Below are 21,419 nucleotides of genomic sequence, written 5' to 3'. Positions count from 1 at the left end.
GGTATTCTGATTACTTTGCGCTACATCCGTTCAAATTAAGAATGCCGTCTGAACTTTTTTCAGACGGCCTCAAGCAGCTTGGCCATGGTCTTTCTCCCGCATCGACGTCAATCCCATACCTTCGCTTACGGTTCGGATCATCGGCGGCAAAAACTGCACGCCCGTGCCGTAGGCGGGGTCGGTTTCCGCCCATTTGTTAATCAGGCTGTTCAACAATTCCTGCTGCTCCGCTTTGGTTTCCGCCGCGCTGTAGGCTTTCAATGCCTCGGCTAATTCAGGCGAGAGGGCTGCGGCTTCACGCAAATCACGCAGTCTGCCGATGCCTTGGAGATTGGCGGCGCGCGCCTGTTCTTTGGTCAGGGTAACGGAATCGGCATAGCGGCTGTGGAGATGGTCTGCGGCAAGGAGCAAATCGCCCATTTGCGCGGTAGTGCCGTCGGCTTTGGTATAGCTGCCGTCTTGGGCGAGGGTGTTGCCGTTGCCCAATGCTTTATTTGTGTCGGTATGGGCGACGTTGAGGGATTTCACGCCGGCATCGGCCAATGAAAACAATTTGCGCGATTTACGCGAGGCCGCCGCATTGTCACCCGAACTTGCCTCCGCGCTGACTGCCTATTCCAATGCGCAGACCAAAGCCCTAAGAAGTAACAACTACCGTTATGTCCAAGCTGCCTGAGGCCGTCTGAAATTTTTCAGATGGCATTTTTATTCAGGCAATTGTCGCTTGGTGTAATTAATTTGCCATTTGGGTAAACTTTAAACCGTTTGTCGTATATTTTCAATACGGGATTCTTTTTTAGGTAAAATCTATACTTTGATTTTGTTGGGCATCATCTAATCAAAACTTACTAAGGAAATTATGAAATCAGTTTACTTATTCATTATTACAACGATGTTATCTTCTTGTAATAACTATACCAATTTAGACACTAACCATGACATAAATATTTTTGATTTATCAAAAAATCCAACATATTTATGCATTCAAAGTCCTTATGAACAAAAGGAAACATTTCAAAATTTAGTATATAAAGAAACAGGATTAAAATCAAATAATTACACTCAGTTAACCAATGGAACCATGCTATGGTTATATGATTCTAGTAGCAAACATTTTAAACAGTTCAAACTCAAAGACCTATACTATGAGCATAACATAATTAATAGATGTATAAATTTAGCAAAGTTAAAACATCAATATATTCTTATAAACAATCAAAATCACAGTTTTTCAATTGGAGTTAAATAATGGCTTACTATCCTTATTATAATGGTTCCTCATTCACAAGAAGCGCTTTTAATCGAGCAAATGATTTTGGAGGATTTGATAATAAAGATTTTTCTAATGCCCATAATGATAGTTATGATGCTTATAGGCACGCGCTATTAAGTGCAAAACTAACTAAATATTTTGGAGATGATCTTGCAAAAACAATTCTTGACAATCATGAAAGAGATAGCCCTAATCCTGCCAATGAAACAAATATGGATAAATGGAATAATAACGTAGGAAGAGAAGAATATCACAACTGGGAAAAAGCTACGGAATCGGGCCAGACGTCTGACTCATTAGAAAAATGGATATACGATAAAGTAAAAGAAGGAAGAAAAATTAATGATCTTGATGATCCCCGAAAATGGACAGAGCCGGAAGAAAGAAAATGGTGTACACCAGAAGATTGAAAAAAATGGCAAGAAGTCCCCAACCGCGACGGCAAATACCACGTCTACGACCCGTTGGTTCTCGACCTTGACGGCGACGGCATCGAAACCGTCGGCACTTCAGGTTACGCAGGCGCTTTATTTGACCACGATAAAGACGGCATCCGCACGTCAACAGGCTGGGTTTCCGCCGACGACGGCCTGCTCGTCGTCGATTTGAACGGCGACGGCAAGGTCAACAACGGCGGCGAACTGTTCGGCGACAACTATGTTTTGAAAGACGGTAACACCGCTGCCAACGGCTTTGCTGCGCTGGCCGAATTCGATACCAATTCAGACGGCATTATCGATGCAAACGATGAGCGCTTTAAGGAATTGAAAATTTGGCGTGATTTGGATTCGGACGGCATCAGCGATGCGGGTGAGCTGTTTTCATTGGCCGATGCCGGCGTGAAATCCCTCAACGTCGCCCATACCGACACAAATAAAGCATTGGGCAACGGCAACACCCTCGCCCAAGACGGCAGCTATACCAAAGCCGACGGCACTACCGCGCAAATGGGCGATTTGCTCCTTGCCGCAGACCATCTCCACAGCCGCTATGCCGATTCCGTTACCCTGACCAAAGAACAGGCGCGCGCCGCCAATCTCCAAGGCATCGGCAGACTGCGTGATTTGCGTGAAGCCGCCGTACTGTCGCCCGAACTCGCCTCCGCACTGACCGCTTATTCCAATGTTGTGGGATGCAACGACTATCGTTATTTCCAAGTTACTTGAGATTGTCTGAAAATTCTCAAATAACATTTTTCTTTACAAGCTGCAGTCAAAAGTAGTGAATTTGCCATTCGGGGAAAATTCAATCTGGTTTAATTATTGTGCTTTAAGATGTATAGGTAAGTCTATAAGATATAGCTTACTTCATATTTTATGAATAGAGTTTCTAAATCACAGGAGAGAATTATGATAAAAAAATTAATTTCTATAGCTCTTACAATTATTCTTTCAGGTTGTGGTATTGCCAAAACTTTTTTATATGCAGCGACCAGTCCTGAACCAAATTATAAAGTCTTCCCATTAGGAGAAAATAAGAAAATTTTAATTGAAATTGAAAAAACCTATATAGAAAAACCGTATTTGATTTCCTTAAGGACGGAGTTTATAGATGGTTCAAAGCATCCATCTTATAAGGTGTATAAAGAATTGAACTATCCATTCGAACTGGAAATAAAAGGGTACAAAAAATCAGGAAATGACTATTCGTTATTTATCACAAAAATCATCACTCAAAATAATATCTCGTATGACAATGATAGTATTACTGAAAATCCAAAAAATTCTGCTTTTACCCGTTCGTTTGGATTTATCACACTACCCGCAGGTCAATATCGATTTGAAATAACCGACAGGAGTAAGCCAATAGATAAATATAAGAAGATACAAACATCAATCGACATTTTTGTAGATACATCAATCAAATAAAATCAAGGAGATAACTATGAACGGTGCTACTCAATACACAGTAACAGTAAAATTTTCCAAAGCAGGTACTCCATTAGCAAGCGGAGGAACTTCAAGATTTGGTCATGTATGGATTGAAACAAGAAGTTCTGAAGGGGAAGTCAATAGCTATGGCTGGTCTACAGGAAATAGCATGTCCCAAAGCGGTGCTGATAATATAGTTCGCAATGATAATACTAACTATCAAGAAAATTCTGAAAATCCTATAAGTTCAATCATTGTACCTATTACAAAGGAACAATATGATCGTTTAAATTCTTTCCCTGATAGAGCAGTAAATGGTGAAATTGATGGCTTTGATGACAGTTACAATTTATTAACTAATAGCTGTATTGATTTTGCAGGTAAGGCATTAGGAGATGCAGGGCTGGCCGACTCTGATTTTGATGGAGGATTAGGATTTCCATCTGGACAGTTAGACACTTTTCTAAATGAATTACAAAAAAATAAGAAAGATGGCTGGCTTGTAGTCAACCGCGACGGCAAATACCACGTTTACGACCCGCTCACTTTGGATTTGGACGGCGACGGAATCGAAACCGTCGGCACTTCAGGCTACGCAGGTGCGCTGTTCGACCACAGCAAAGACGGCATCCGCACGTCAACAGGCTGGGTTTCCGCCGACGACGGCCTGCTCGTCGTCGATTTGAACGGCGACGGCAAGGTCAACAACGGCGGCGAACTGTTCGGCGACAACTATGTTTTGAAAGACGGTAACACCGCTGCCAACGGCTTTGCTGCGCTGGCCGAATTCGATACCAATTCAGACGGCATTGTCGATGCAAACGATGAGCGCTTTAAGGAATTGAAAATTTGGCGTGATTTGGATTCGGACGGCATCAGCGATGCGGGTGAGCTGTTTTCATTGGCCGATGCCGGCGTGAAATCCCTCAACGTCGCCCATACCGACACAAATAAAGCATTGGGCAACGGCAACACCCTCGCCCAAGATGGCAGCTATACCAAAGCCGACGGCACTACCGCGCAAATGGGCGATTTGCTCCTTGCCGCAGACCATCTCCACAGCCGCTATGCCGATTCCGTTACCCTGACCAAAGAACAGGCGCGCGCCGCCAATCTCCAAGGCATCGGCAGACTGCGTGATTTGCGTGAAGCCGCAGCCCTCTCGCCTGAATTAGCCGAGGCATTGAAAGCCTACAGCGCGGCGGAAACCAAAGCGGAGCAGCAGGAATTGTTGAACAGCCTGATTAACAAATGGGCGGAAACCGACCCCGCCTACGGCACGGGCGTGCAGTTTTTGCCGCCGATGATTAAGACGGCAAACGAAGGAACGGCGCTGACGCCGTCACAAGCGAGCAATCTGCTGCTGCCGGTTGAAATCTCCGAAGAATACAAGCTGAAAATTCAGGAATCTTTGCAGAAAATCGCCGTTTTGGACGCATTCTCGGGCGAACGCTCGGCGGTTATCTACGTCCAAAACGCCAACCAAATCCTGAGTTTCCTCGACACCGCCCGCGCCACCTACGACAAGCTGGCCGGCAACGTCTATGAAAGCCTGCTGTTCCAAACCCGTCTGCAGCCGTATTTGAACGAAATCGGCCTCAAGCTCGAAGGCAACGAATTCGCGTTGGATTACAGCGGCGTATTGGCGAAATTCAGCGAAGTGTATGCAAAAAATCCTGAAAAAGCGTTTGTGGATTTGGGGGAGTTTTTGGCGTATGGGAAAATGAGTGCCGATTCCTCTGCCGAATTAGGCGAACTGTTTGCTCACTATGTGGAAACCGCTGTACAAGACGGTACGCTTTCCGATTACATCGACGCATTGGGCAGTGAAGCTTTTACCAAGCTCGGACATCAAATCGGTACGGAAAAAGACGAATCACTCTACGGAAACCAATCGTCCAACTATCTGCTTGGCGGAAACGGTAACGACTATTTAGACGGATACGACGGCAACGATATTTTAAACGGCGGAAACGGTAACGACCGTCTGCACGGCAGCAACGGCAACGATATTCTTGCCGGCGAATCAGGCGACGACGAACTGCACGGCGGCGCAGGATCCGACATCCTCATCAGCGGCAGCGGCAACGACAAACTCTACGCAGGCTCTTACGAAGCCGACACCTACGTCTTCGCCAAAGGTCACGGTCAGGATGTCGTTTCCGACTACGGCAACAAAGCCGAGCATACCGATACCCTGCGTTTCGACGGCGCCAACTTTGCCGATGCGGTCTTTACTCGCGACGGCAACAACCTCGTTATCAAAGCCTTCGGCGGCGATGATGCGGTAACAGTCGACGGCTATTTCAACAGTTGGTCCTCCCGCTACTACCAGTTTGCCTTTGCCGACAAAACCGTAACGGCTGAAGATATGGCTGCCGTTACCGTCGAAGGCAACGGTTCAGACGGCAACGATACCCTCTATGGCTGGGACACCATCGACGTATTGGACGGCGGTTTGGGCAACGACAACCTCTCCGGCTACAACGGCAACGACGTTTTGCGTGGCGGTGCGGGCAACGATTACCTCTACGGCGGTGACGGCGACGACCGTTTGGAAAGCGGCGAAGGCAACGACAACCTTTACGGCGGCAACGGCAGCGATACGCTGGTCGCCTCTTCCGGCGACAATGCCCTTAACGGCGAAGCGGGTTCCGACATCCTTATCAGCGGCAGCGGCAACGACAAACTCTACGCAGGCTCTTACGAAGCCGACACCTACGTCTTCGCCAAAGGTCACGGTCAGGATGTCGTTTCCGACTACGGCAGCAAAGCCGAGCATACCGATACCCTGCGTTTCGACGGCGCCAACTTTGCCGATGCGGTCTTTACTCGCGACGGCAACAACCTCGTTATCAAAGCCTTCGGCGGCGATGATGCGGTAACAGTCGACGGCTATTTCAACAGTTGGTCCTCCCGCTACTACCAGTTTGCCTTTGCCGACAAAACCGTAACGGCTGAAGATATGGCTGCCGTTACCGTCGAAGGCAACGGTTCAGACGGCAACGATACCCTCTATGGCTGGGACACCATCGACGTATTGGACGGCGGTTTGGGCAACGACAACCTCTCCGGCTACAACGGCAACGACGTTTTGCGTGGCGGTGCGGGCAACGATTACCTCTACGGCGGTGACGGCGACGACCGTTTGGAAAGCGGCGAAGGCAACGACAACCTTTACGGCGGCAACGGCAGCGATACGCTGGTCGCCTCTTCCGGCGACAATGCCCTTAACGGCGAAGCGGGTTCCGACATCCTTATCAGCGGCAGCGGCAACGACAAACTCTACGCAGGCTCTTACGAAGCCGACACCTACGTCTTCGCCAAAGGTCACGGTCAGGATGTCGTTTCCGACTACGGCAGCAAAGCCGAGCATACCGATACCTTACGTTTCGACGGCGCCAACTTTGCCGATGCGGTCTTTACCCGCAGCGGCAACGATTTGGTTATTGCTGCATTTAATGACGGCAGCCAAGTTACTGTCCAAAATTATTTCTATGGCGACAACTACCGTTATATGAATTTTGCTTTCACCGATAAAACGACTTCTACAGAAGATGTCCGCAATATTGTGTTTGAAACCAACGGCAACGGATCCAATAACCACCTCTACGGCTGGGAAGGCAAAGATGCCATCAATGGAGGGGCGGGCAACGACTATCTTTCCGCCCGCGCAGGAGATGATGCGCTCGACGGCGGCGACGGCAGCGACACCCTTTACGGTGGCGACGGTAACGATGCGTTGAATGGCGGTGACGGCGATGATACGCTCTACGGCGAAAACGGCAGCGACATCCTTGTCGGCGGTGCAGGTAACGACCGTTTGGAAGGTGGAAGCTACGGTGCCGATACTTACGTCTTTGCCAAAGGCCACGGTAAAGATGTGGTTTCCGACTATGGCAGCAGTATCGATCATATCGATGTTTTGCAGTTTGAAAACGCTTTGCTCGAAAATACTACCTTTACCCGCAATGGCAGTGATTTGCTGGTTAAGGCTTTCGATAGCGAGGATCAGGTAAACGTGCAAAACTTCTTCTACGGTTCATCTTACCAATACAAGCAGTTCGCCTTTGAAGATGCAACGGTAAAAGTGGATTCTTCTGCCAATGTCAGCGTGATTTAAAACTGATAAAGAAAGGCCGTCTGAAAAGTGGTTTGGTTTCAGACGGCCTGAGGTGCAAGTTTATTGATCAAAAAAGATAAGTGCTTCCGTAAGACAAACTCTTAGTACGGCATTGTTTCTGAATCATTTAATATAAAAACCAATTAGTGGGTACACTAATTGGTTCATCTTCGATCGCTATAAATAAAACAAATCTAAAATATTTTTCCTACCATATCATTGATACCCGACTGTTTAGCATCCGTTTTCAGCCATCCGGCTATAAAAATTTATCCGGCCAATGCCTGCTCGACGCCTGCCAGAATTTTTTTCAAGCTGCTGCGGACTTCTTCCGCATCGGCGGCAGGATTACCTTCGGCATCCAATCTGCCTTGGCTGAGACCGTCGATATAGGGTGCGAAAGTGTCTTTCAGTTTCAATAGCTTAACTGCATCGGCGCGGGTATAGCGGTCGCCGCCGTAGCCGACGACTACGCCGTTTTCGCGCTGCCATTGGGCAAACTGCATCGGGCTGATTTGTACCAGTTCGCACAATTCGTCGAGCGTGAAATAGCGCTTGGCGGGAATAAGGGGGTTAGCGCTGTTTGTCATAGTAGTGCTCCACCATACCTTTGAGTTTTTGGCTGGCATGAAATGTAACCACGCGGCGGGCGGTAATCGGTACTTCTTCGCCGGTTTTCGGGTTGCGGCCGGGGCGCTGCGGTTTGTCGCGCAACTGGAAATTGCCGAAGCCTGAGATTTTGATTTCTTCGCCGCGCGCTAATGTGGTGCGGATTTCTTCGAAAAAGAGTTCGACGATTTCTTTGGCATCGTTTTTGGTCACGTTGCTTACTTTATCCACCAAAATGTCGGCCAATTCGGCTTTAGTCAGAGTCATGTTATTCCCTTCTGTTTCAAGAGGTGAGGATTATTACTAATTTTCGCTTAAAATTCAAGTACCAAAGTGGAAAATCGGGCAGATTTTCCGCCCTGCCCGATTTCGCTGTTTGGCGGTATAAAAAGGGGCTTAACCGCGCAGTTGCGCGCCGGTTGCGGCGGCGGCTTCCACCATTTTCGCCATCACCGGCTCCACCGCTTCATCGGTCAGTGTTGCATTCATGTCTTGGAGCAGCACTTTCACCGCCATGCTTTTTGCGCCTTCGGGCAGGCCGGCGCCGCGGTACACGTCGAATACTTCAATCTCTTGAATCAGCGGGCTTTTTACGCTGCGTAAGGCGGTGAGAAGCTGGTCGTGGGTCATGGCTTCGGGCATGACGAAGGCCAGATCGCGGCGGGCGGGTTGGAATTTGGAAACGGGGCGGTACACGGTTTTGTCGCGTGCGAGTACGGCGGCGGTGTCGATTTCGAACACCAGCGGGGCTTGCGGCAAGTCGTATTTTTGCAGCCATTGCGGGTGCAGCTCGCCGATGAAGCCGACGGTTCGGCCGTCGAGCAGGATTTCGGCGGTGCGGCCGGGGTGCAGCGCGGGGTGGGCGGCTTTGGCGAAGGCGGCATTTTTACCGGACAAAAGCTGTTCGACGTCGGCTTTAACGTCGTAAAAATCGGCAGCACGGGCTTTTTCACCCCATTGTTCGGGCGCGGCGCTGCCGTATACGAGGCCGCCGAGGCGTTCGGTCTGCTCGAAACTGCCGTCTGAATGTTTGCGGAACACGCGGGCGATTTCGAAGATGCGCACGCGGTTTTGCTTGCGGTTCAGGTTGTTTTGCAGGATTTCGACCAACCCGCCGATGAGGGTGGAACGCATCACGGCGTATTGTGCGGCCAGCGGGTTTTGCAGGCGGATGGGGTCGGCGCTGGCGGCGAAATCGGTTTCCCACTGCTCGTTGGCAAACGCGTAGCTGACGACCTCGCGGTAGCCGCGCGCGGCCATTTCGTTATAGAGGGCGAAGCGGCTGCGTCGGGTTTCAGGCAGCCTGATCATTTTCAGACGGCCTGAGGTGGCGTCGTCGGGAATGTTTTCGTAGCCGTACACGCGGCCGATTTCTTCGATGAGATCGGCCTCGATTTCGATGTCGAAACGGAAGCCCGGTGCGGTCACTTCAAAGCCGTCTGAAACGGCAACGGGGTTCAACCCAAGGCGTTGCAAAATTGTTTCGATTTGCGCGGCGGGAATGGCGACGCCGAGCAGTTTTTCCACGCGCGCCAAGCGCACGGACACGCGTTTTTCAGACGGCAGTCTGCCTACGGCTTCCACCGTTTCGCCTGCCGTGCCACCGCAGATTTGCAGCACCAATTCGGTGGCGCGGTCGACGGCGTCGGCTTGCAAAGTGTAGTCCACGCCGCGCTCGAAGCGGAACGACGAATCGGAGCCGAAGCCGTATTGGCGCGACTTGCCCGCGATGATTTCGGGGGCGAACCACGCGGCTTCCAGCACAATGTTCCGCGTGCCGTCTGAAACCGCGCTCGCCTCGCCGCCCATCAAACCGGCCATGCTCAGCGCGCCTTTTTCGTCGGCAATTACCAAAGTGTTTTCAGACAGGCATACCGTTTTCTCGTTCAGGCAGGCCAGCGTTTCGCCCTCTTTCGCGCGGCGCACAATCAGGCTGCCCGAAAGCTTGTCGGCATCGAAAACATGCATCGGCTGGCCGAGTTCCAGCATCACATAATTGCCGATGTCCACCAACGCCGAAATGCTGCGCACGCCGCTGCGCTCCAGCCGCTGCCGCATCCACGCGGGTGTGGGCGCGGCCGCGTTTACGTTCTCAATCACGCGGCTGATAAAGCGGCCGCAGTCTTCCGGCGCATCGATGCGCACGGGCTGGGTTTTTGCGCTCTGCACGGAGGCCGTCTGAATTTCAGGCTGCCTGAACGTGCAGCCCGTCAGCGCTGCCACTTCGCGTGCCAAGCCTTTGATGCTCAGGCAGTCCGCACGGTTCGGCGTGATTTTCAGCGTGAACAGCGTGTCGTCCAAATCCAGATAATCGCGCAGATTTTGGCCGACGGGCGCATCCGCCGACAGCGCATGCAGGCCGTTTACGCCGTCGTCGGGCAGACCAAGCTCGTCGGTGGAGCACAGCATTCCGTTCGACTCCGCCCCGCGCATCTTCGTCGGCTTGATTTTGAAATTGCCCGGCAACACCGCACCCGGCAAGGCACACGGCACTTTCATGCCTGTCTGGACATTCGGCGCGCCGCAGACAATCTGAATCAGTTCGCCTGTCCCCGCATCCACACGGGTGACGTTCAGACGGTCGGCATCGGGGTGTTTCTCCACCGATTTCACTTCCGCCACCACCACGCCGCTGAATGCGGGCGCAGCGGTTTCGGTTTCTTCAACTTCCAAACCGGCCATGGTCAGCAGGTGGGCAAGTTGCTCGGGAGAAAGATTGGGATTGGCTTGGGTTTTGAGCCAGGTGTAGGAGAATTGCATGATTTACTCGTGATTAATTAGAAAATTTAAAATTTTCTTGGTTTTTAAATGCTGTTCAAAGGATTCGTCATCCAATATTTTGTCAAATTCATTTGAATAACGGCTTTCGTTTTCAGGGTCAAATTCAACTGTTGTCTTTAAGAATTTAGAGAATATATTGTTTTTACCCACCAGCTCACTTACCACCGAATAATCCATTTGTGTTTTAAATCGAGCCGGTGCAAGTATCTTACTTTGTGAAATATTTTTGGCATCTAACTTAATGATACCGATACCAAAACTCAAACTTAACTTCTGTAAAGCTTCAATAAATTCATCTTCTTCTGAAATATTCAGGGCCACTAAATAACCTTCGTTTGCCCAACTGGAATTACTGACTGCCTGAAAAAATATTCTTTATAATTTGAGAAATTTAGATCTATTTTTAATTCAAAAGAGAAAATTTTGATTGGTAACTTATCAAATTTTTTAATTAAATTTAAAACATTATTTTCAGTATAGTTGGCATATTCAAAATTTACCGCCACCACATCTGGGTACAGCCATTTGTCTGCACCTTTTTGATTTTTCTTGCTACTCTCGTGAAAGATAGTCCGTGCATAAGCATTAAAAACCGGATTAATCCACAGCCATTTTACCAATAAAGGGGGTAGATCACGTTCATGAAATTCATGTCCCGTTATTTTTTCGATTTTGGGCTGTTTATAAATATGTTTCTCAGCCATTCCCTTTAAAATAAATCGCTTAGGATTCTTACTACCCTCCAGTTGTTGGAATTGTCCTGTTGCTTTTTTTTTTGCGTTTTCATAAATACCTGCACCAACTGTTGCCCATGGTGTTTTACCAAGTGAGGCAAGTCCAAACTGCGCATCATACGATTTCAGCTGCGTATAAAGTTGTTTTTCAATAATGTAATCCCAGATTTCCATTGGACTTGCTGGGCGGTTTAGCGCTTGTGCGGCCAGTACGGATAATTCTAGATAGCTTAGTTTTTTCATTTTTCTACTTTCAGGCAGCCTATTCTTTTCCTGATAAATGCCACATAGCTTCTTGTCGCTGCACGGCCAACGCAGCTTGCAACTCTTCTTCACTGAGCAAGTAGGGTGAATATTTCACGGCAAAAAGCTGTTTCTGGTCTGCCAATACGGAATAGCGGGCAACCGCTTCACTTTTTTCACTGCATAGCAACAAACCAATGGTGGGATTATCGTCCGCAGCCTTATATTTCTCATTATACAAACGGACATAAGTATCCATTTGGCCGACATCTTGGTGTTTGAACTTACCAAGTTTCAAATCAATCAAAACAAAGCATTTAAGCTTATAGTTGTAAAAGACCAAATCAATGTAAAAATCTTCATCTTCAAAGCGGATGCGCTACTGCCGCTCAACAAAAGCGAACCCTTACCCATTTCCAGTAAAAAGTCCTGCAAATTACTGATAATGGCTTGCTCTAAATCGCTTTCTTGATAAGTTTTATCTTGTAAACTCAGAAAATCAAGGATATATGGGTCACACAAATAATGATGGATACTGTCGGTCAACGGTTGTGTTTGCGCAGTTGCCTCTTGCTCGACCAGCGCCCTATTTTGAGCGGCGAGCAGACGCTCGTAATAAAGCTTGCTTATTTGACGGTCAAGCGCACGAACACTCCAATTTTGGCTGATGGTTTCCTGTGCGTACCATTGGCGGGCTTCAAGATTTTCTATTTTTGCCAAACGATTGTAGTGCGACCAGCTCAATTCGAGAGACAGTGTCTCTCGAATTGGAAACGCCAAATAAAAAGCACGCATATTGCGTAAATTGGTCACATCAAACCCTTTGCCGACACGCTTGGTTAGCTTTTCTGAAATACGCTGCAACTGTGCTTTTCCATAAGCTGCGCGTTCTTTACCTTGTTGCTCGTACTCAATGATTAAGCGGCCAATCTCCCAATAACTTTATACCATTGCGCTGTTCACACTTTGGCGAACATGTTGCCGCGCTTGCTCAATAATAACGGCAATATTGTTGATTAATTCGGTCTCAGCCAGCATGGTGTATTAGTCGGTTGGGTTTAATGTTTGAGGAAAAGTGTTGGATGAGAGAACACTATAACACTCTTTCTGAATATTGCTTTTCAGGCCGTCTGAAAATTCAGTCAAACTGTTTCAAAAAGTTCAAATCGTTGTCGAAAAACAGGCGCAGGTCGCCTACGTTGTAGCGCAGCATGGCGAAGCGGTCGAGGCCGATACCGAAGGCGAAGCCGGTGTATTTTTCGGGGTCGATGTTGACGTTTTTCAAGACGTTGGGGTGTACCATGCCGCAGCCGCCGACTTCCAGCCATTTGCCGTTTTTACCCATGATGTCGATTTCGGCGGAGGGTTCAGTGAAAGGGAAAAACGAGGGGCGGAAGCGGACTTGCAGGTCGTCACGTTCGAAAAAGCGGCGGATGAAGTCGGTAAATACGGCTTTGAGATCGGCGAAGGTGACGCCTTCTTCCACCCACAGGCCTTCGGCTTGGTGGAACATGGGGGAGTGGGTGGCATCGCTGTCGACGCGATAGACGCGGCCGGGGGCGATGATGCGGATGGGCGGCTCTTTTTTGTCGAGCATGTAGCGGATTTGGATGGGCGAGGTGTGGGTGCGTAAGACGTCGCCGTTTTCGACATAGAAGGTATCCTGCATGGCGCGGGCGGGGTGGTTTTGCGGGATGTTGAGGGCTTGGAAATTGTGGAAGTCGTCTTCGATTTCGGGGCCGTCAGCTACGTCGAAACCGATGCTGTGGAAGAGTTCGACCACACGTTGCAGGGTAAGGGTAACTGGATGCAGCCCGCCGGTGCTTTGGGCGCGTCCGGGCAGGGTGACGTCGAGGGCTTCGGCGGCGAGCCGTGCTTCGAGTTTGGCAGCGTTGAGGGCGTCGCGTTTGGCGTTATAGGCTGTCTGAAATTGGTTTTTGCATTCGTTGATGTGGGCGCCGACAGTTTTGCGCTCTTCGGGCGACATTTGGCCGAGCTGTTTGAGCAGGAGGTTGAGTTCGCCGGTTTTGCCGAGGTATTGGGCTTTGACTTGTTCGAGGGTATTTTGGTCGGCGGCGGCTTCGATGGCGGCGATGCCTTCGGATACGATACGGTTTACATTTTCCATAGCGGTCTTTTGATATTTGCGGTTGGCTGTTGACGGATTGAAAGGATAAGGCCGTCTGAATGTTCAGACGGCCCTGACAGGTTGCAGATATTTGCAAAAACAACCTCTTACGACCAATCCGTTTAGATGAAATCGGTTGGTATTTTAGCGCAAACATTATTAAAAAAATAGGGCTTTTAAAGAAAAAAATCAAATACATAGCACCTCTAAAAATACAAAAAAGGAAACCCTTCGGGTTTCCTTTTTTTATCGTTTAACAGATTAAGCAGCCAAAGCGGCTTTGGCTTTTTCAACCAGCTGTGCAAATGCTGCTTTGTCGAATACAGCCAAATCAGCCAGTACTTTGCGGTCGATTTCAATTGCAGCGCGTTTCAGGCCATTCATGAATTTGCTGTAAGACAAACCGTTTTCACGGGCACCTGCATTGATACGCACAATCCACAGTTGGCGGAATTGGCGTTTGCGTTGACGGCGGTCGCGGTAGGCATATTGTCCTGCTTTCATTACCGCCTGTTTGGCAACGCGGTAGACATTTTTACGGCGACCACGATAACCTTTGGCTAATGCTAATACTTTTTTATGACGGGCACGTGCGGTTACACCGCGTTTTACGCGTGGCATAATTCAAACTCCTTAAGCATAGGGTAACATTTTAGCAACAGAAGCCAAATCACGATCATTGACCATAGCGGTACCGCGCAATTGGCGTTTTGTTTTCGTAGTTTTTTTGGTCAGGATATGGCTTTTGAACGCATGACCACGTTTTACACCACCGTTACCCAAAACTTTAAAGCGTTTTTTCGCGCTGGATTTGGTTTTCATCTTAGGCATGGGAAAACTCCATTCGTTTTTTAGATAAGGCATAAGGGGGGTTTAAAACCTGAGGCTTTAAACACTTGCAACCCGAACACCACGGTTTTTACCGTTTTCATCAAAACCTGCCCCGCACGGCAACGGAACAAGCCGAGCATTATAGCTTTATTTCTTTTTAGGCGCAATCATCATCACCATCTGACGGCCTTCCATTTTCGGGAACGATTCGATTTGAGCCACTTCGGCCAAATCTTCTTTTACACGTTCCAAAAGTTGTGCGCCAAGCTGCTGGTGGGCCATCTCGCGACCGCGGAAACGCAAGGTTACTTTCACCTTGTCACCGTCAGCCAAAAAGCGGTTGATGTTGCGCATCTTGATTTGGTAATCGCCTTCGTCGGTACCCGGACGGAACTTGATTTCCTTAATCTGCACCTGCTTTTGGTTTTTCTTGGCTTCGTCGCGTTTTTTCGCCTGCTGGTATTTGTATTTGCCGTAGTCCATGAGTTTGCAGACGGGCGGTTTGGCGGTAGGGGAAATTTCCACCAAATCAACGTCCTGCTCTTCGGCCATAGCCAGAGCCTCACGAACAGACACGACACCGAGCTGTTCTCCTGAATCACTGATTAATCGCACTTCTTTGGCGGTGATTTCGCCGTTGATTCGTGCTTCGCGTTCTTGAGCGATGATGATACTCCTTGTTTTAAATTAATGATTGGCCAGAGATTCTGCGATTTCCTGCTTCAACTGAGCGATAAAATCATCCAACTCCAGCGAACCTAAATCTTCTGCTTTGCGGCGCACGGCCACTTTGCCTTCCTGCTTCTCTTTATCGCCAATCACGATTTGATAAGGGAAGCGGTATTGGCTGTTGTCGCGGATTTTGTAGCCGATTTTTTCGTTACGCAAATCCAACTCGACACGGAAACCTGCCGTCTGAAGTTTTGCCGCCACTTCGCGGCAGTAATCGGCTTGGTGCTCGGTAATATTCATTACCACCATCTGCACCGGCGCCAGCCACAACGGGAACGAACCGGTATGGTTTTCAATCAAGATACCGATAAAGCGCTCCAGCGAGCCGAGAATGGCGCGGTGCAGCATAACCGGACGGGCACGACCGTTGTCTTCGGTTACATATTCGGCATCCAAACGCTCGGGCAGAACAAAATCCAACTGCAAAGTACCGCACTGCCAAGAGCGGCCGATGGCATCTTTGACATGGTATTCGATTTTGGGGCCGTAAAACGCGCCCTCACCCGGCAATTCTTCCCATTCGACACCGCAAGCGGTTAAGGCTTCGCGCAAGCCGTTTTCGGCTTTATCCCAAATTCCGTCGCTGCCCGCACGTTTTTCGGGGCGCAGCGAAAGTTTGACGGACACATCATGAAAGCCGAACTGCCTGTAAATGCGCATTAAAAGTTCGTTAAACGCGCGGGATTCGGCGACAATCTGATCTTCGGTACAGAAAATATGCGCATCATCCTGAACAAATCCGCGCACACGCATCAGACCGTGCAAAGCGCCGGAAGGTTCATTTCGGTGGCACGAACCGAACTCCGCCAAGCGCATCGGCAGATCGCGGTAAGAGCGCAGGCCGTGCTTGAAAATCTGGACGTGTCCCGGGCAATTCATCGGCTTAACCGCGTATTCGCGCTTTTCCGAACTGGTGACAAACATATTGTCTTTGTAGTTTTCCCAGTGGCCGGATTTTTCCCAAAAAGTTTTGTCCATAATCTGAGGTGTTTTCACCTCTTTATAGCCCGCAGCATCCAATTCTTTGCGCATATGCTGCTCAATCACCTGCCAAAGTGCCCAGCCTTTCGGGTGCCAAAACACCATACCCGGCGCCTCTTCCTGCAAATGGAACAAATCAAGCTGCTTGCCCAATTTGCGGTGGTCGCGTTTTTCCGCTTCCTCAATCCGCTGGATATAGGCCTTCAGCTCTTCTTTACTTGCCCAAGCCGTACCGTAGATACGTTGCAGCATTTCGTTGTTGCTGTCGCCGCGCCAATAAGCGCCTGCCAGCTTGGTCAGTTTGAAGTTTTTCAGGAAACGGGTATTCGGCACATGCGGGCCACGGCACATATCGACATATTCCTGATGATGATACATCCCCATCGCTTCCACTTCGGGCATATCTTCAATCAGACGCAGTTTATATTCCTCGCCGCGGTCGGCGAAAATTTTAATCGCCTCCGCGCGCGGGGTCATGATTTTGACGACATCGTAATCCTGCGCAATCAATTCTTTCATACGCGTTTCGATGGCGGCGACATCTTCAGGGGTAAACGGCTTTTCCGTAGCGATGTCGTAATAGAAGCCCTCTTCGATCACCGGGCCGATGACCATTTTGGCTTCCGGATAAAGCTGTTTGACGGCATGACCGACCAAATGCGCGCAGGAATGGCGGATAATTTCCACACCCTCTTGGTCTTTAGGCGTAATAATCTGCACATGCGCATCTTCGTTAATCGGGTCTGACGCATCCACCAATCTGCCGTTGACCTTACCGGCCACCGTCGCTTTCGCCAAACCCGAACCGATGGACGCTGCGATTTGGGCAACGGTAACGGGGGCTTCGTATTGGCGGACAGAGCCGTCGGGCAAAGTGATGTTCAGCATTTTATTATTTAGACTCCGAAGATTTTCAGACGACCTGAAACGGCATTTTGAAAAACATATAAAAAACAGCAAAAAGTTTGCCAGAAACCTTTTGCTGTTCCAGTATTCTGGTAGGCACGATTGGATTCGAACCAACGACCCCCACCATGTCAAGGTGGTGCTCTAACCAACTGAGCTACGTGCCTGAAATTAAGTAAGGCGCAATTATAACGGCGTTTTTCGGCAAACACAACAGCCTGCTGCTTTCAGGCCGTCTGAAAACACGTTATGATTGCATTTTTGCTTTTCAGACGGCCTTTCTCGGCACGCAGCCGCAACGCGACACCCTGCCGGAACAGGCCGTCTGAAACATTCAAACCGTTGTTCTAAAGCCTTACAGAAATGTTCAAATTCACCCTCCACAAAACCGACGGCCACGCCCGCCGCGGTACGCTCGAACTCAATCACGGCAAAATCGAAACGCCCGTGTTCATGCCCGTGGGCACCTACGGCTCGGTCAAAGCCATGACCCCGCAGAACCTGCACGAAATCAACGCCCAAATCATCTTAGGTAACACCTACCACCTGTGGCTGCGCCCCGGTTTGGAAGTCATCGAACAATTCGGCGGACTGCACGATTTTATCGGCTGGAACAAACCGATTCTTACCGATTCGGGCGGTTTCCAAGTGTTTTCGCTTTCCGACATGCGGAAATTAACCGAAGAAGGCTGCACCTTCAAAAGCCCGATTAACGGCGACAAGCTGTTTCTCTCGCCCGAAATCTCCATGAAAATCCAAACCGTCTTAAATTCCGACATCGCCATGCAGCTCGACGAATGCACGCCCGGCGAAGCCACGCACGATCAGGCCAGAAAATCGCTGCAAATGAGCCTGCGCTGGGCGGAGCGCAGCAAAAAAGCGTTTGAAGATCTGAGCAACCCGAACGTGCTCTTCGGCATCGTACAAGGTGCGATGTATGAAGATTTGCGCGAAGAATCGCTGCGCGGCTTGGAAGCGCTCGACTTCCCCGGTCTGTCCATCGGCGGCCTCTCCGTCGGCGAACCAAAGCCGGAAATGTACCGTATGCTGCGTGCAGTCGGTCCGATGCTGCCGGAACACAAACCGCATTATCTGATGGGTGTCGGCACGCCGGAAGATTTGGTGTACGGCGTGGCGCACGGCGTGGACATGTTCGACTGCGTGATGCCGACCCGCAACGCGCGTAACGGCTGGCTGTTTACCCGCTTCGGCGATTTGAAACTGAAAAATGCCAAACACAAACTCGATAAACGCCCGATTGATGAGAGCTGCACCTGCTATGCCTGCCAAAACTTCAGCCGCGCCTATCTGCACCACCTGCACAAAGCCGGCGAAATTCTCGGCGCACAGTTGAACACCATTCACAACCTGCATTTCTACCAAACCATCATGGCCGAAATGCGCGAAGCCATCGAGCAGGGCAAATTTGCCGACTGGCAGGCGCAATTCCATGAGAACCGTGCGCGCGGCGTGGATTGATTGGATTTGACCTGTTAAACATAAAAGGCCGTCTGAAATTAATATACACATGATTTCAGACGGCCTTACTCATTAAGAGGCGGTTACCTTACAGCAACCCAACCTTTACAACTCATTTAGCTTCTGCACAACGCGGTATTCAATTCCATCAAATACCTCAAAATGCTTGCGGGCGCACACGATTTTTTGCTGCTCTTTTAGTGATAACTGTTTCTCAGACACGCCATCCTGAATACCTTTTCCGGTATTTTTGGTTTCGGCAACAAAAAATATCCGTTCGCGGTTTCTCATCACGACGGCCCAATCGGGATTGTAATTACCGATTGGCGTCGGGATTTTAAACCAGTCAGGCAGTTTGAAATACAGTTGCACATCTTCATGGCTTTCACAATCTTGGGCAAACCGTTTTTCCGTATTGGAATCAAGCGGGATATAGTCGGCAAAGATGGTCTTTTCCTGCTTGTTCCCGTCATTTTGGTTTACCTTAAACGTATATTCATTCATAAAAAATTCCGCGCCGATTTCTTCCAACTCCTGCCAGCGTGCCAGACTTTGCGCATATTCGCCGTTTTCAGACAGCCTGAAATATTCGATGCCCTCAATCATCAGGCCGTGCAGGGCCGTCTGAATTTTTTCGCTTACTAAATCCACAAAACGCTGCGGATTGTCGGCAATATCGCCTGCGCGCCCCGACTGCTGCACGATTTCAAACAGCGTCTGCCGCGTCAGCCTGGTTTTCTTTTGGATTTCGCCCAGCACATCGGGAATATCCCATTCAATATCCGCCTGTTCCGCCCAAGAATTGCGTTCCTCGCCCCAAATGCCGTCGGTTTGCGTTTGATGAATGGCCGCCTTTTGCACCGTAATTTTCGGCTTGTCGATTGTCGGCATACCGTGCACCGCTTTAGAGGCCGTCTGAATTAATTCATCACGCGAAAACTGCACCGAATAACGTGTTTTATGCTGCAATCTCTGCCAGATTTCCAGAAAAACGGGATCGAGCGTAAAACCTTTGCGGAAGGTCTGCCGCGTGCGTTTCGCTTTTTCCTTCACACCGCCGTTGCAGAACTTGATGCCGCATTCGTCTTCGTATTCTTTTTGCAGATTGGTAGCGAAACTTTCGTAACTTTCGTTCGGGATAACGGTGAGAATATTCACGCCCTCGTCGCGCACACGCTCGCCCTGCTGATTGACCGCCAAACGCAGACCGCGCCCGATTTCCTGCCGCTTTTTAATCGGCGAACGGGTTTCGTTGAGCGTGCAGATTTGGAACACGTTCGGATTGTCCCAGCCCTCTTTCAGCGCGGAATGCGAGAAGATAAAGCGCAACGGGCTGTCGAAGGAAAGCAGCTTTTCCTTGTCGCGCATAATCAGATCGTAAGTATCTTCATCGGCTTTGGTTTTGCCGCTGGTATCTTTGTCTTGGCTGAAATAGCCGTCATGCACACCGTCTGAATTTTCGCCTGTTTCACGTCGGTAAATTTCCTCAAACCAGCGCGCGAATTTGCCGCCGTTGCGGTAATTCGCCACTTTGTCGATAAAAAACAGCGATAAAACCTTAATGCCGCGCGGCTTTAAGCGTTTTTCCTTCGCCAAATGCTCTTTGATTGTGCATTCAATCTGCTTTTTCATCACTTCGTCGCGGATTAGGTCGTCGCTTTCGCCCAGCGTGATGATTTGCCCGCCCGACAAAGCCATTTCGCCCATTTCCGCATTTAAGCCGTTGATGATGAAACCGTGCCGGTAGCTTTCGTTGCCGCCCGACTTGTCAAACAAATCGTCGCCCGACGACACGCTCACCGTTTTCTTCTTGGTTTCCTTTTTATCGGCCACATGGATTTCCACTTTCGCCGCCAGCTTTTTCTTGCCCGACACAAATTCCTTCAAGGCCACATACGCGCCGTTCACATCGTTTTTCGCCAAAACCGGCTCGACTTCAATCTGCTTCACCAGCTTTTTGTTGTACGCCTCAATCGGATTTAAGCTGTAGATTTTATGGTAGGGATTTTTATGCGTCGCAGAATAACGGAGCACAAACAAAGGATGAAGCGCATCAATCGCCTGTTTTGCCAACTCCGTTTCCATATTCTGCGGCTCGTCAATCACCACAATCGGGTTCGTGCCGCTAATCCACTCAATCGGCGCATCGCCGCTTTCGTTCACGCGGTTAATCACATTGTCGTCTTTCTTGAACGCGTCGATGTTCATAATCAGAATTTCAATATGATTGTTGGCGGCAAAATTGCGCAGCGTATTCAGTCGGTCGCTGCTGTACACCGCCGATTGGAAAACCGGATGGTCAAAGGCCGTCTGAAAATGCGGCCTCATCGCGCGGATACTCTGCACCACGCCCTCGCGGATGGCCACGCTCGGCACCACAATCACAAATTTTTTCCAGCCGTAGCGTTTGTTCAGCTCAAAAACCGTGCGCAGATACACATACGTTTTGCCCGTGCCCGTTTCCATTTCCACCGAAAAATTCAGGCCGTGTTCGCCGATCGGCGTTTCAGGCAGCCTGAAATCCCGCTGCACCGCATTCAGGTTTTTGCCGATTTCATCGCGCACCAAATGCAGGCGGTTCGCCACAATCGGCGACGCACCCGCCGCATTCAGTTCAAAAAGTTGCGTATGGTTCGGCTCGCCCTCAAACAGGCGGACAACGGCCTCAACCGCATCGCTTTGGTAATCCAGCGTTTCAAATTTCAACTGCATCGCTTTTTTCCTTTTT

Annotated in this window: 18 protein-coding genes, 1 tRNA gene and 2 pseudogenes; 6 read left to right on the top strand and 15 right to left on the bottom strand. The window is 49.5% G+C overall.

Annotation, left to right across the window (positions count from 1 at the left end):
* Positions 1-69 precede the first annotated feature (69 nt).
* Positions 70-564: pseudogene (locus BG910_RS08265) on the bottom strand (hypothetical protein); the annotation flags it as partial.
* Between BG910_RS08265 and BG910_RS13015 the strand changes: the two are divergent.
* From BG910_RS13015 to BG910_RS08250, 5 genes and pseudogenes are all read left to right on the top strand, one after another.
* Positions 554-676, top strand: coding sequence for a hypothetical protein (locus BG910_RS13015; protein WP_269766453.1), 123 nt, complete (start codon positions 554-556; stop codon positions 674-676). The pseudogene BG910_RS08265 and the gene BG910_RS13015 sit on opposite strands and share 11 nt — an antisense overlap.
* A gap of 572 nt (positions 677-1,248) precedes the next feature.
* Entirely contained in the window at positions 1,249-1,683 is a 435-nt protein-coding gene (locus BG910_RS12350; protein ID WP_157694055.1) for a DUF6973 domain-containing protein, read from the top strand.
* A 21-nt stretch (positions 1,684-1,704) separates the two neighbouring features.
* A pseudogene (locus BG910_RS12840) lies at positions 1,705-2,394 on the top strand (hypothetical protein); the annotation flags it as partial.
* 228 nt (positions 2,395-2,622) lie between these two features.
* Complete coding sequence (locus BG910_RS08255) at positions 2,623-3,141, top strand: hypothetical protein (RefSeq protein ID WP_089036423.1); 519 nt, start codon at positions 2,623-2,625, stop codon at positions 3,139-3,141.
* Positions 3,142-3,691: 550 nt separating this feature from the next.
* Positions 3,692-7,267, top strand: coding sequence for a calcium-binding protein (locus BG910_RS08250; protein WP_232462182.1), 3,576 nt, complete (start codon positions 3,692-3,694; stop codon positions 7,265-7,267).
* A gap of 269 nt (positions 7,268-7,536) precedes the next feature.
* Here BG910_RS08250 and BG910_RS08245 read toward each other — a convergent pair whose 3' ends face one another.
* From BG910_RS08245 to BG910_RS08195, 13 genes are all read right to left on the bottom strand, one after another.
* Positions 7,537-7,857 (bottom strand): hypothetical protein, encoded by a 321-nt coding sequence (locus BG910_RS08245; protein ID WP_089036421.1) that lies wholly within the window; start codon positions 7,855-7,857, stop codon positions 7,537-7,539.
* The gene (locus tag BG910_RS08240; RefSeq protein WP_089036420.1) at positions 7,841-8,143 is read right to left on the bottom strand and encodes an integration host factor subunit alpha; all 303 of its coding nucleotides are present in this window, start codon (positions 8,141-8,143) and stop codon (positions 7,841-7,843) included. The genes BG910_RS08245 and BG910_RS08240 overlap by 17 nt, the downstream gene beginning before the upstream one ends.
* Before the next feature lie 129 nt (positions 8,144-8,272).
* Entirely contained in the window at positions 8,273-10,636 is a 2,364-nt protein-coding gene (pheT, locus tag BG910_RS08235; protein ID WP_089036419.1) for a phenylalanine--tRNA ligase subunit beta, read from the bottom strand.
* 3 nt (positions 10,637-10,639) lie between these two features.
* Complete coding sequence (locus BG910_RS12575; RefSeq protein WP_198344774.1) at positions 10,640-10,978, bottom strand: hypothetical protein; 339 nt, start codon at positions 10,976-10,978, stop codon at positions 10,640-10,642.
* Positions 10,978-11,634, bottom strand: coding sequence for a hypothetical protein (locus tag BG910_RS08230; protein WP_198344773.1), 657 nt, complete (start codon positions 11,632-11,634; stop codon positions 10,978-10,980). Before BG910_RS08230 ends, BG910_RS12575 begins: the two co-directional genes overlap by 1 nt.
* A gap of 19 nt (positions 11,635-11,653) precedes the next feature.
* Positions 11,654-11,977 (bottom strand): PDDEXK nuclease domain-containing protein, encoded by a 324-nt coding sequence (locus tag BG910_RS13010; protein ID WP_199720975.1) that lies wholly within the window; start codon positions 11,975-11,977, stop codon positions 11,654-11,656.
* On the bottom strand, positions 11,938-12,549 hold the full coding sequence (locus BG910_RS08225; protein ID WP_269766463.1) for a PDDEXK nuclease domain-containing protein: 612 nt from the start codon (positions 12,547-12,549) through the stop codon (positions 11,938-11,940). The genes BG910_RS13010 and BG910_RS08225 overlap by 40 nt, the downstream gene beginning before the upstream one ends.
* 223 nt (positions 12,550-12,772) lie before the next feature.
* Positions 12,773-13,762, bottom strand: a complete 990-nt coding sequence (gene pheS, locus BG910_RS08220) for a phenylalanine--tRNA ligase subunit alpha (RefSeq protein ID WP_089036418.1) — start codon at positions 13,760-13,762, stop codon at positions 12,773-12,775.
* Between the two features lie 261 nt (positions 13,763-14,023).
* The gene (gene rplT, locus BG910_RS08215) at positions 14,024-14,383 is read right to left on the bottom strand and encodes a 50S ribosomal protein L20 (protein WP_089036417.1); all 360 of its coding nucleotides are present in this window, start codon (positions 14,381-14,383) and stop codon (positions 14,024-14,026) included.
* 12 nt (positions 14,384-14,395) lie between these two features.
* Positions 14,396-14,593, bottom strand: a complete 198-nt coding sequence (rpmI, locus tag BG910_RS08210) for a 50S ribosomal protein L35 (RefSeq protein WP_089037199.1) — start codon at positions 14,591-14,593, stop codon at positions 14,396-14,398.
* A gap of 147 nt (positions 14,594-14,740) precedes the next feature.
* A complete protein-coding gene (gene infC / locus BG910_RS08205; RefSeq protein WP_089036416.1) occupies positions 14,741-15,262 on the bottom strand; it encodes a translation initiation factor IF-3 in 522 nt (173 codons plus the stop codon).
* A gap of 18 nt (positions 15,263-15,280) precedes the next feature.
* Positions 15,281-17,194, bottom strand: a complete 1,914-nt coding sequence (gene thrS / locus BG910_RS08200) for a threonine--tRNA ligase (RefSeq protein ID WP_089036415.1) — start codon at positions 17,192-17,194, stop codon at positions 15,281-15,283.
* Positions 17,195-17,302: 108 nt separating this feature from the next.
* Positions 17,303-17,379 (bottom strand) — tRNA-Val (locus tag BG910_RS08195).
* Between the two features lie 196 nt (positions 17,380-17,575).
* On the opposite strand from BG910_RS08195, the gene tgt reads away from it, so the two are divergent.
* The gene (gene tgt / locus BG910_RS08190; protein WP_089036414.1) at positions 17,576-18,691 is read left to right on the top strand and encodes a tRNA guanosine(34) transglycosylase Tgt; all 1,116 of its coding nucleotides are present in this window, start codon (positions 17,576-17,578) and stop codon (positions 18,689-18,691) included.
* A gap of 105 nt (positions 18,692-18,796) precedes the next feature.
* Here tgt and BG910_RS08185 read toward each other — a convergent pair whose 3' ends face one another.
* Positions 18,797-21,403 carry a restriction endonuclease gene (locus tag BG910_RS08185; RefSeq protein ID WP_089036413.1) on the bottom strand — a complete coding sequence of 869 codons (2,607 nt, stop codon included), beginning with the start codon at positions 21,401-21,403 and terminating at the stop codon, positions 18,797-18,799.
* Positions 21,404-21,419: the final 16 nt, after the last annotated feature.

Source organism: Neisseria chenwenguii, from assembly GCF_002216145.1.
Taxonomy (GTDB): Bacteria; Pseudomonadota; Gammaproteobacteria; order Burkholderiales; family Neisseriaceae; genus Neisseria; species Neisseria chenwenguii.
Note: the sequence above shows the minus strand (reverse complement) of the source record. Positions and strands in the feature narration are given on the sequence as shown.

Coding starts and splice junctions, on each gene's coding strand:
- BG910_RS12350 (WP_157694055.1), top strand. CDS start 1,249: ATGGCTTACTATCCTTATTATAATGGTTCCTCATTCACAAGAAGCGCT.
- BG910_RS08255 (WP_089036423.1), top strand. CDS start 2,623: ATGATAAAAAAATTAATTTCTATAGCTCTTACAATTATTCTTTCAGGT.
- BG910_RS08245 (WP_089036421.1), bottom strand. CDS start 7,857: ATGACAAACAGCGCTAACCCCCTTATTCCCGCCAAGCGCTATTTCACG.
- BG910_RS08240 (WP_089036420.1), bottom strand. CDS start 8,143: ATGACTCTGACTAAAGCCGAATTGGCCGACATTTTGGTGGATAAAGTA.
- pheT (WP_089036419.1), bottom strand. CDS start 10,636: ATGCAATTCTCCTACACCTGGCTCAAAACCCAAGCCAATCCCAATCTT.
- BG910_RS08230 (WP_198344773.1), bottom strand. CDS start 11,634: ATGAAAAAACTAAGCTATCTAGAATTATCCGTACTGGCCGCACAAGCG.
- pheS (WP_089036418.1), bottom strand. CDS start 13,762: ATGGAAAATGTAAACCGTATCGTATCCGAAGGCATCGCCGCCATCGAA.
- rplT (WP_089036417.1), bottom strand. CDS start 14,383: ATGCCACGCGTAAAACGCGGTGTAACCGCACGTGCCCGTCATAAAAAA.
- rpmI (WP_089037199.1), bottom strand. CDS start 14,593: ATGCCTAAGATGAAAACCAAATCCAGCGCGAAAAAACGCTTTAAAGTT.
- thrS (WP_089036415.1), bottom strand. CDS start 17,194: ATGCTGAACATCACTTTGCCCGACGGCTCTGTCCGCCAATACGAAGCC.
- tgt (WP_089036414.1), top strand. CDS start 17,576: ATGTTCAAATTCACCCTCCACAAAACCGACGGCCACGCCCGCCGCGGT.
- BG910_RS08185 (WP_089036413.1), bottom strand. CDS start 21,403: ATGCAGTTGAAATTTGAAACGCTGGATTACCAAAGCGATGCGGTTGAG.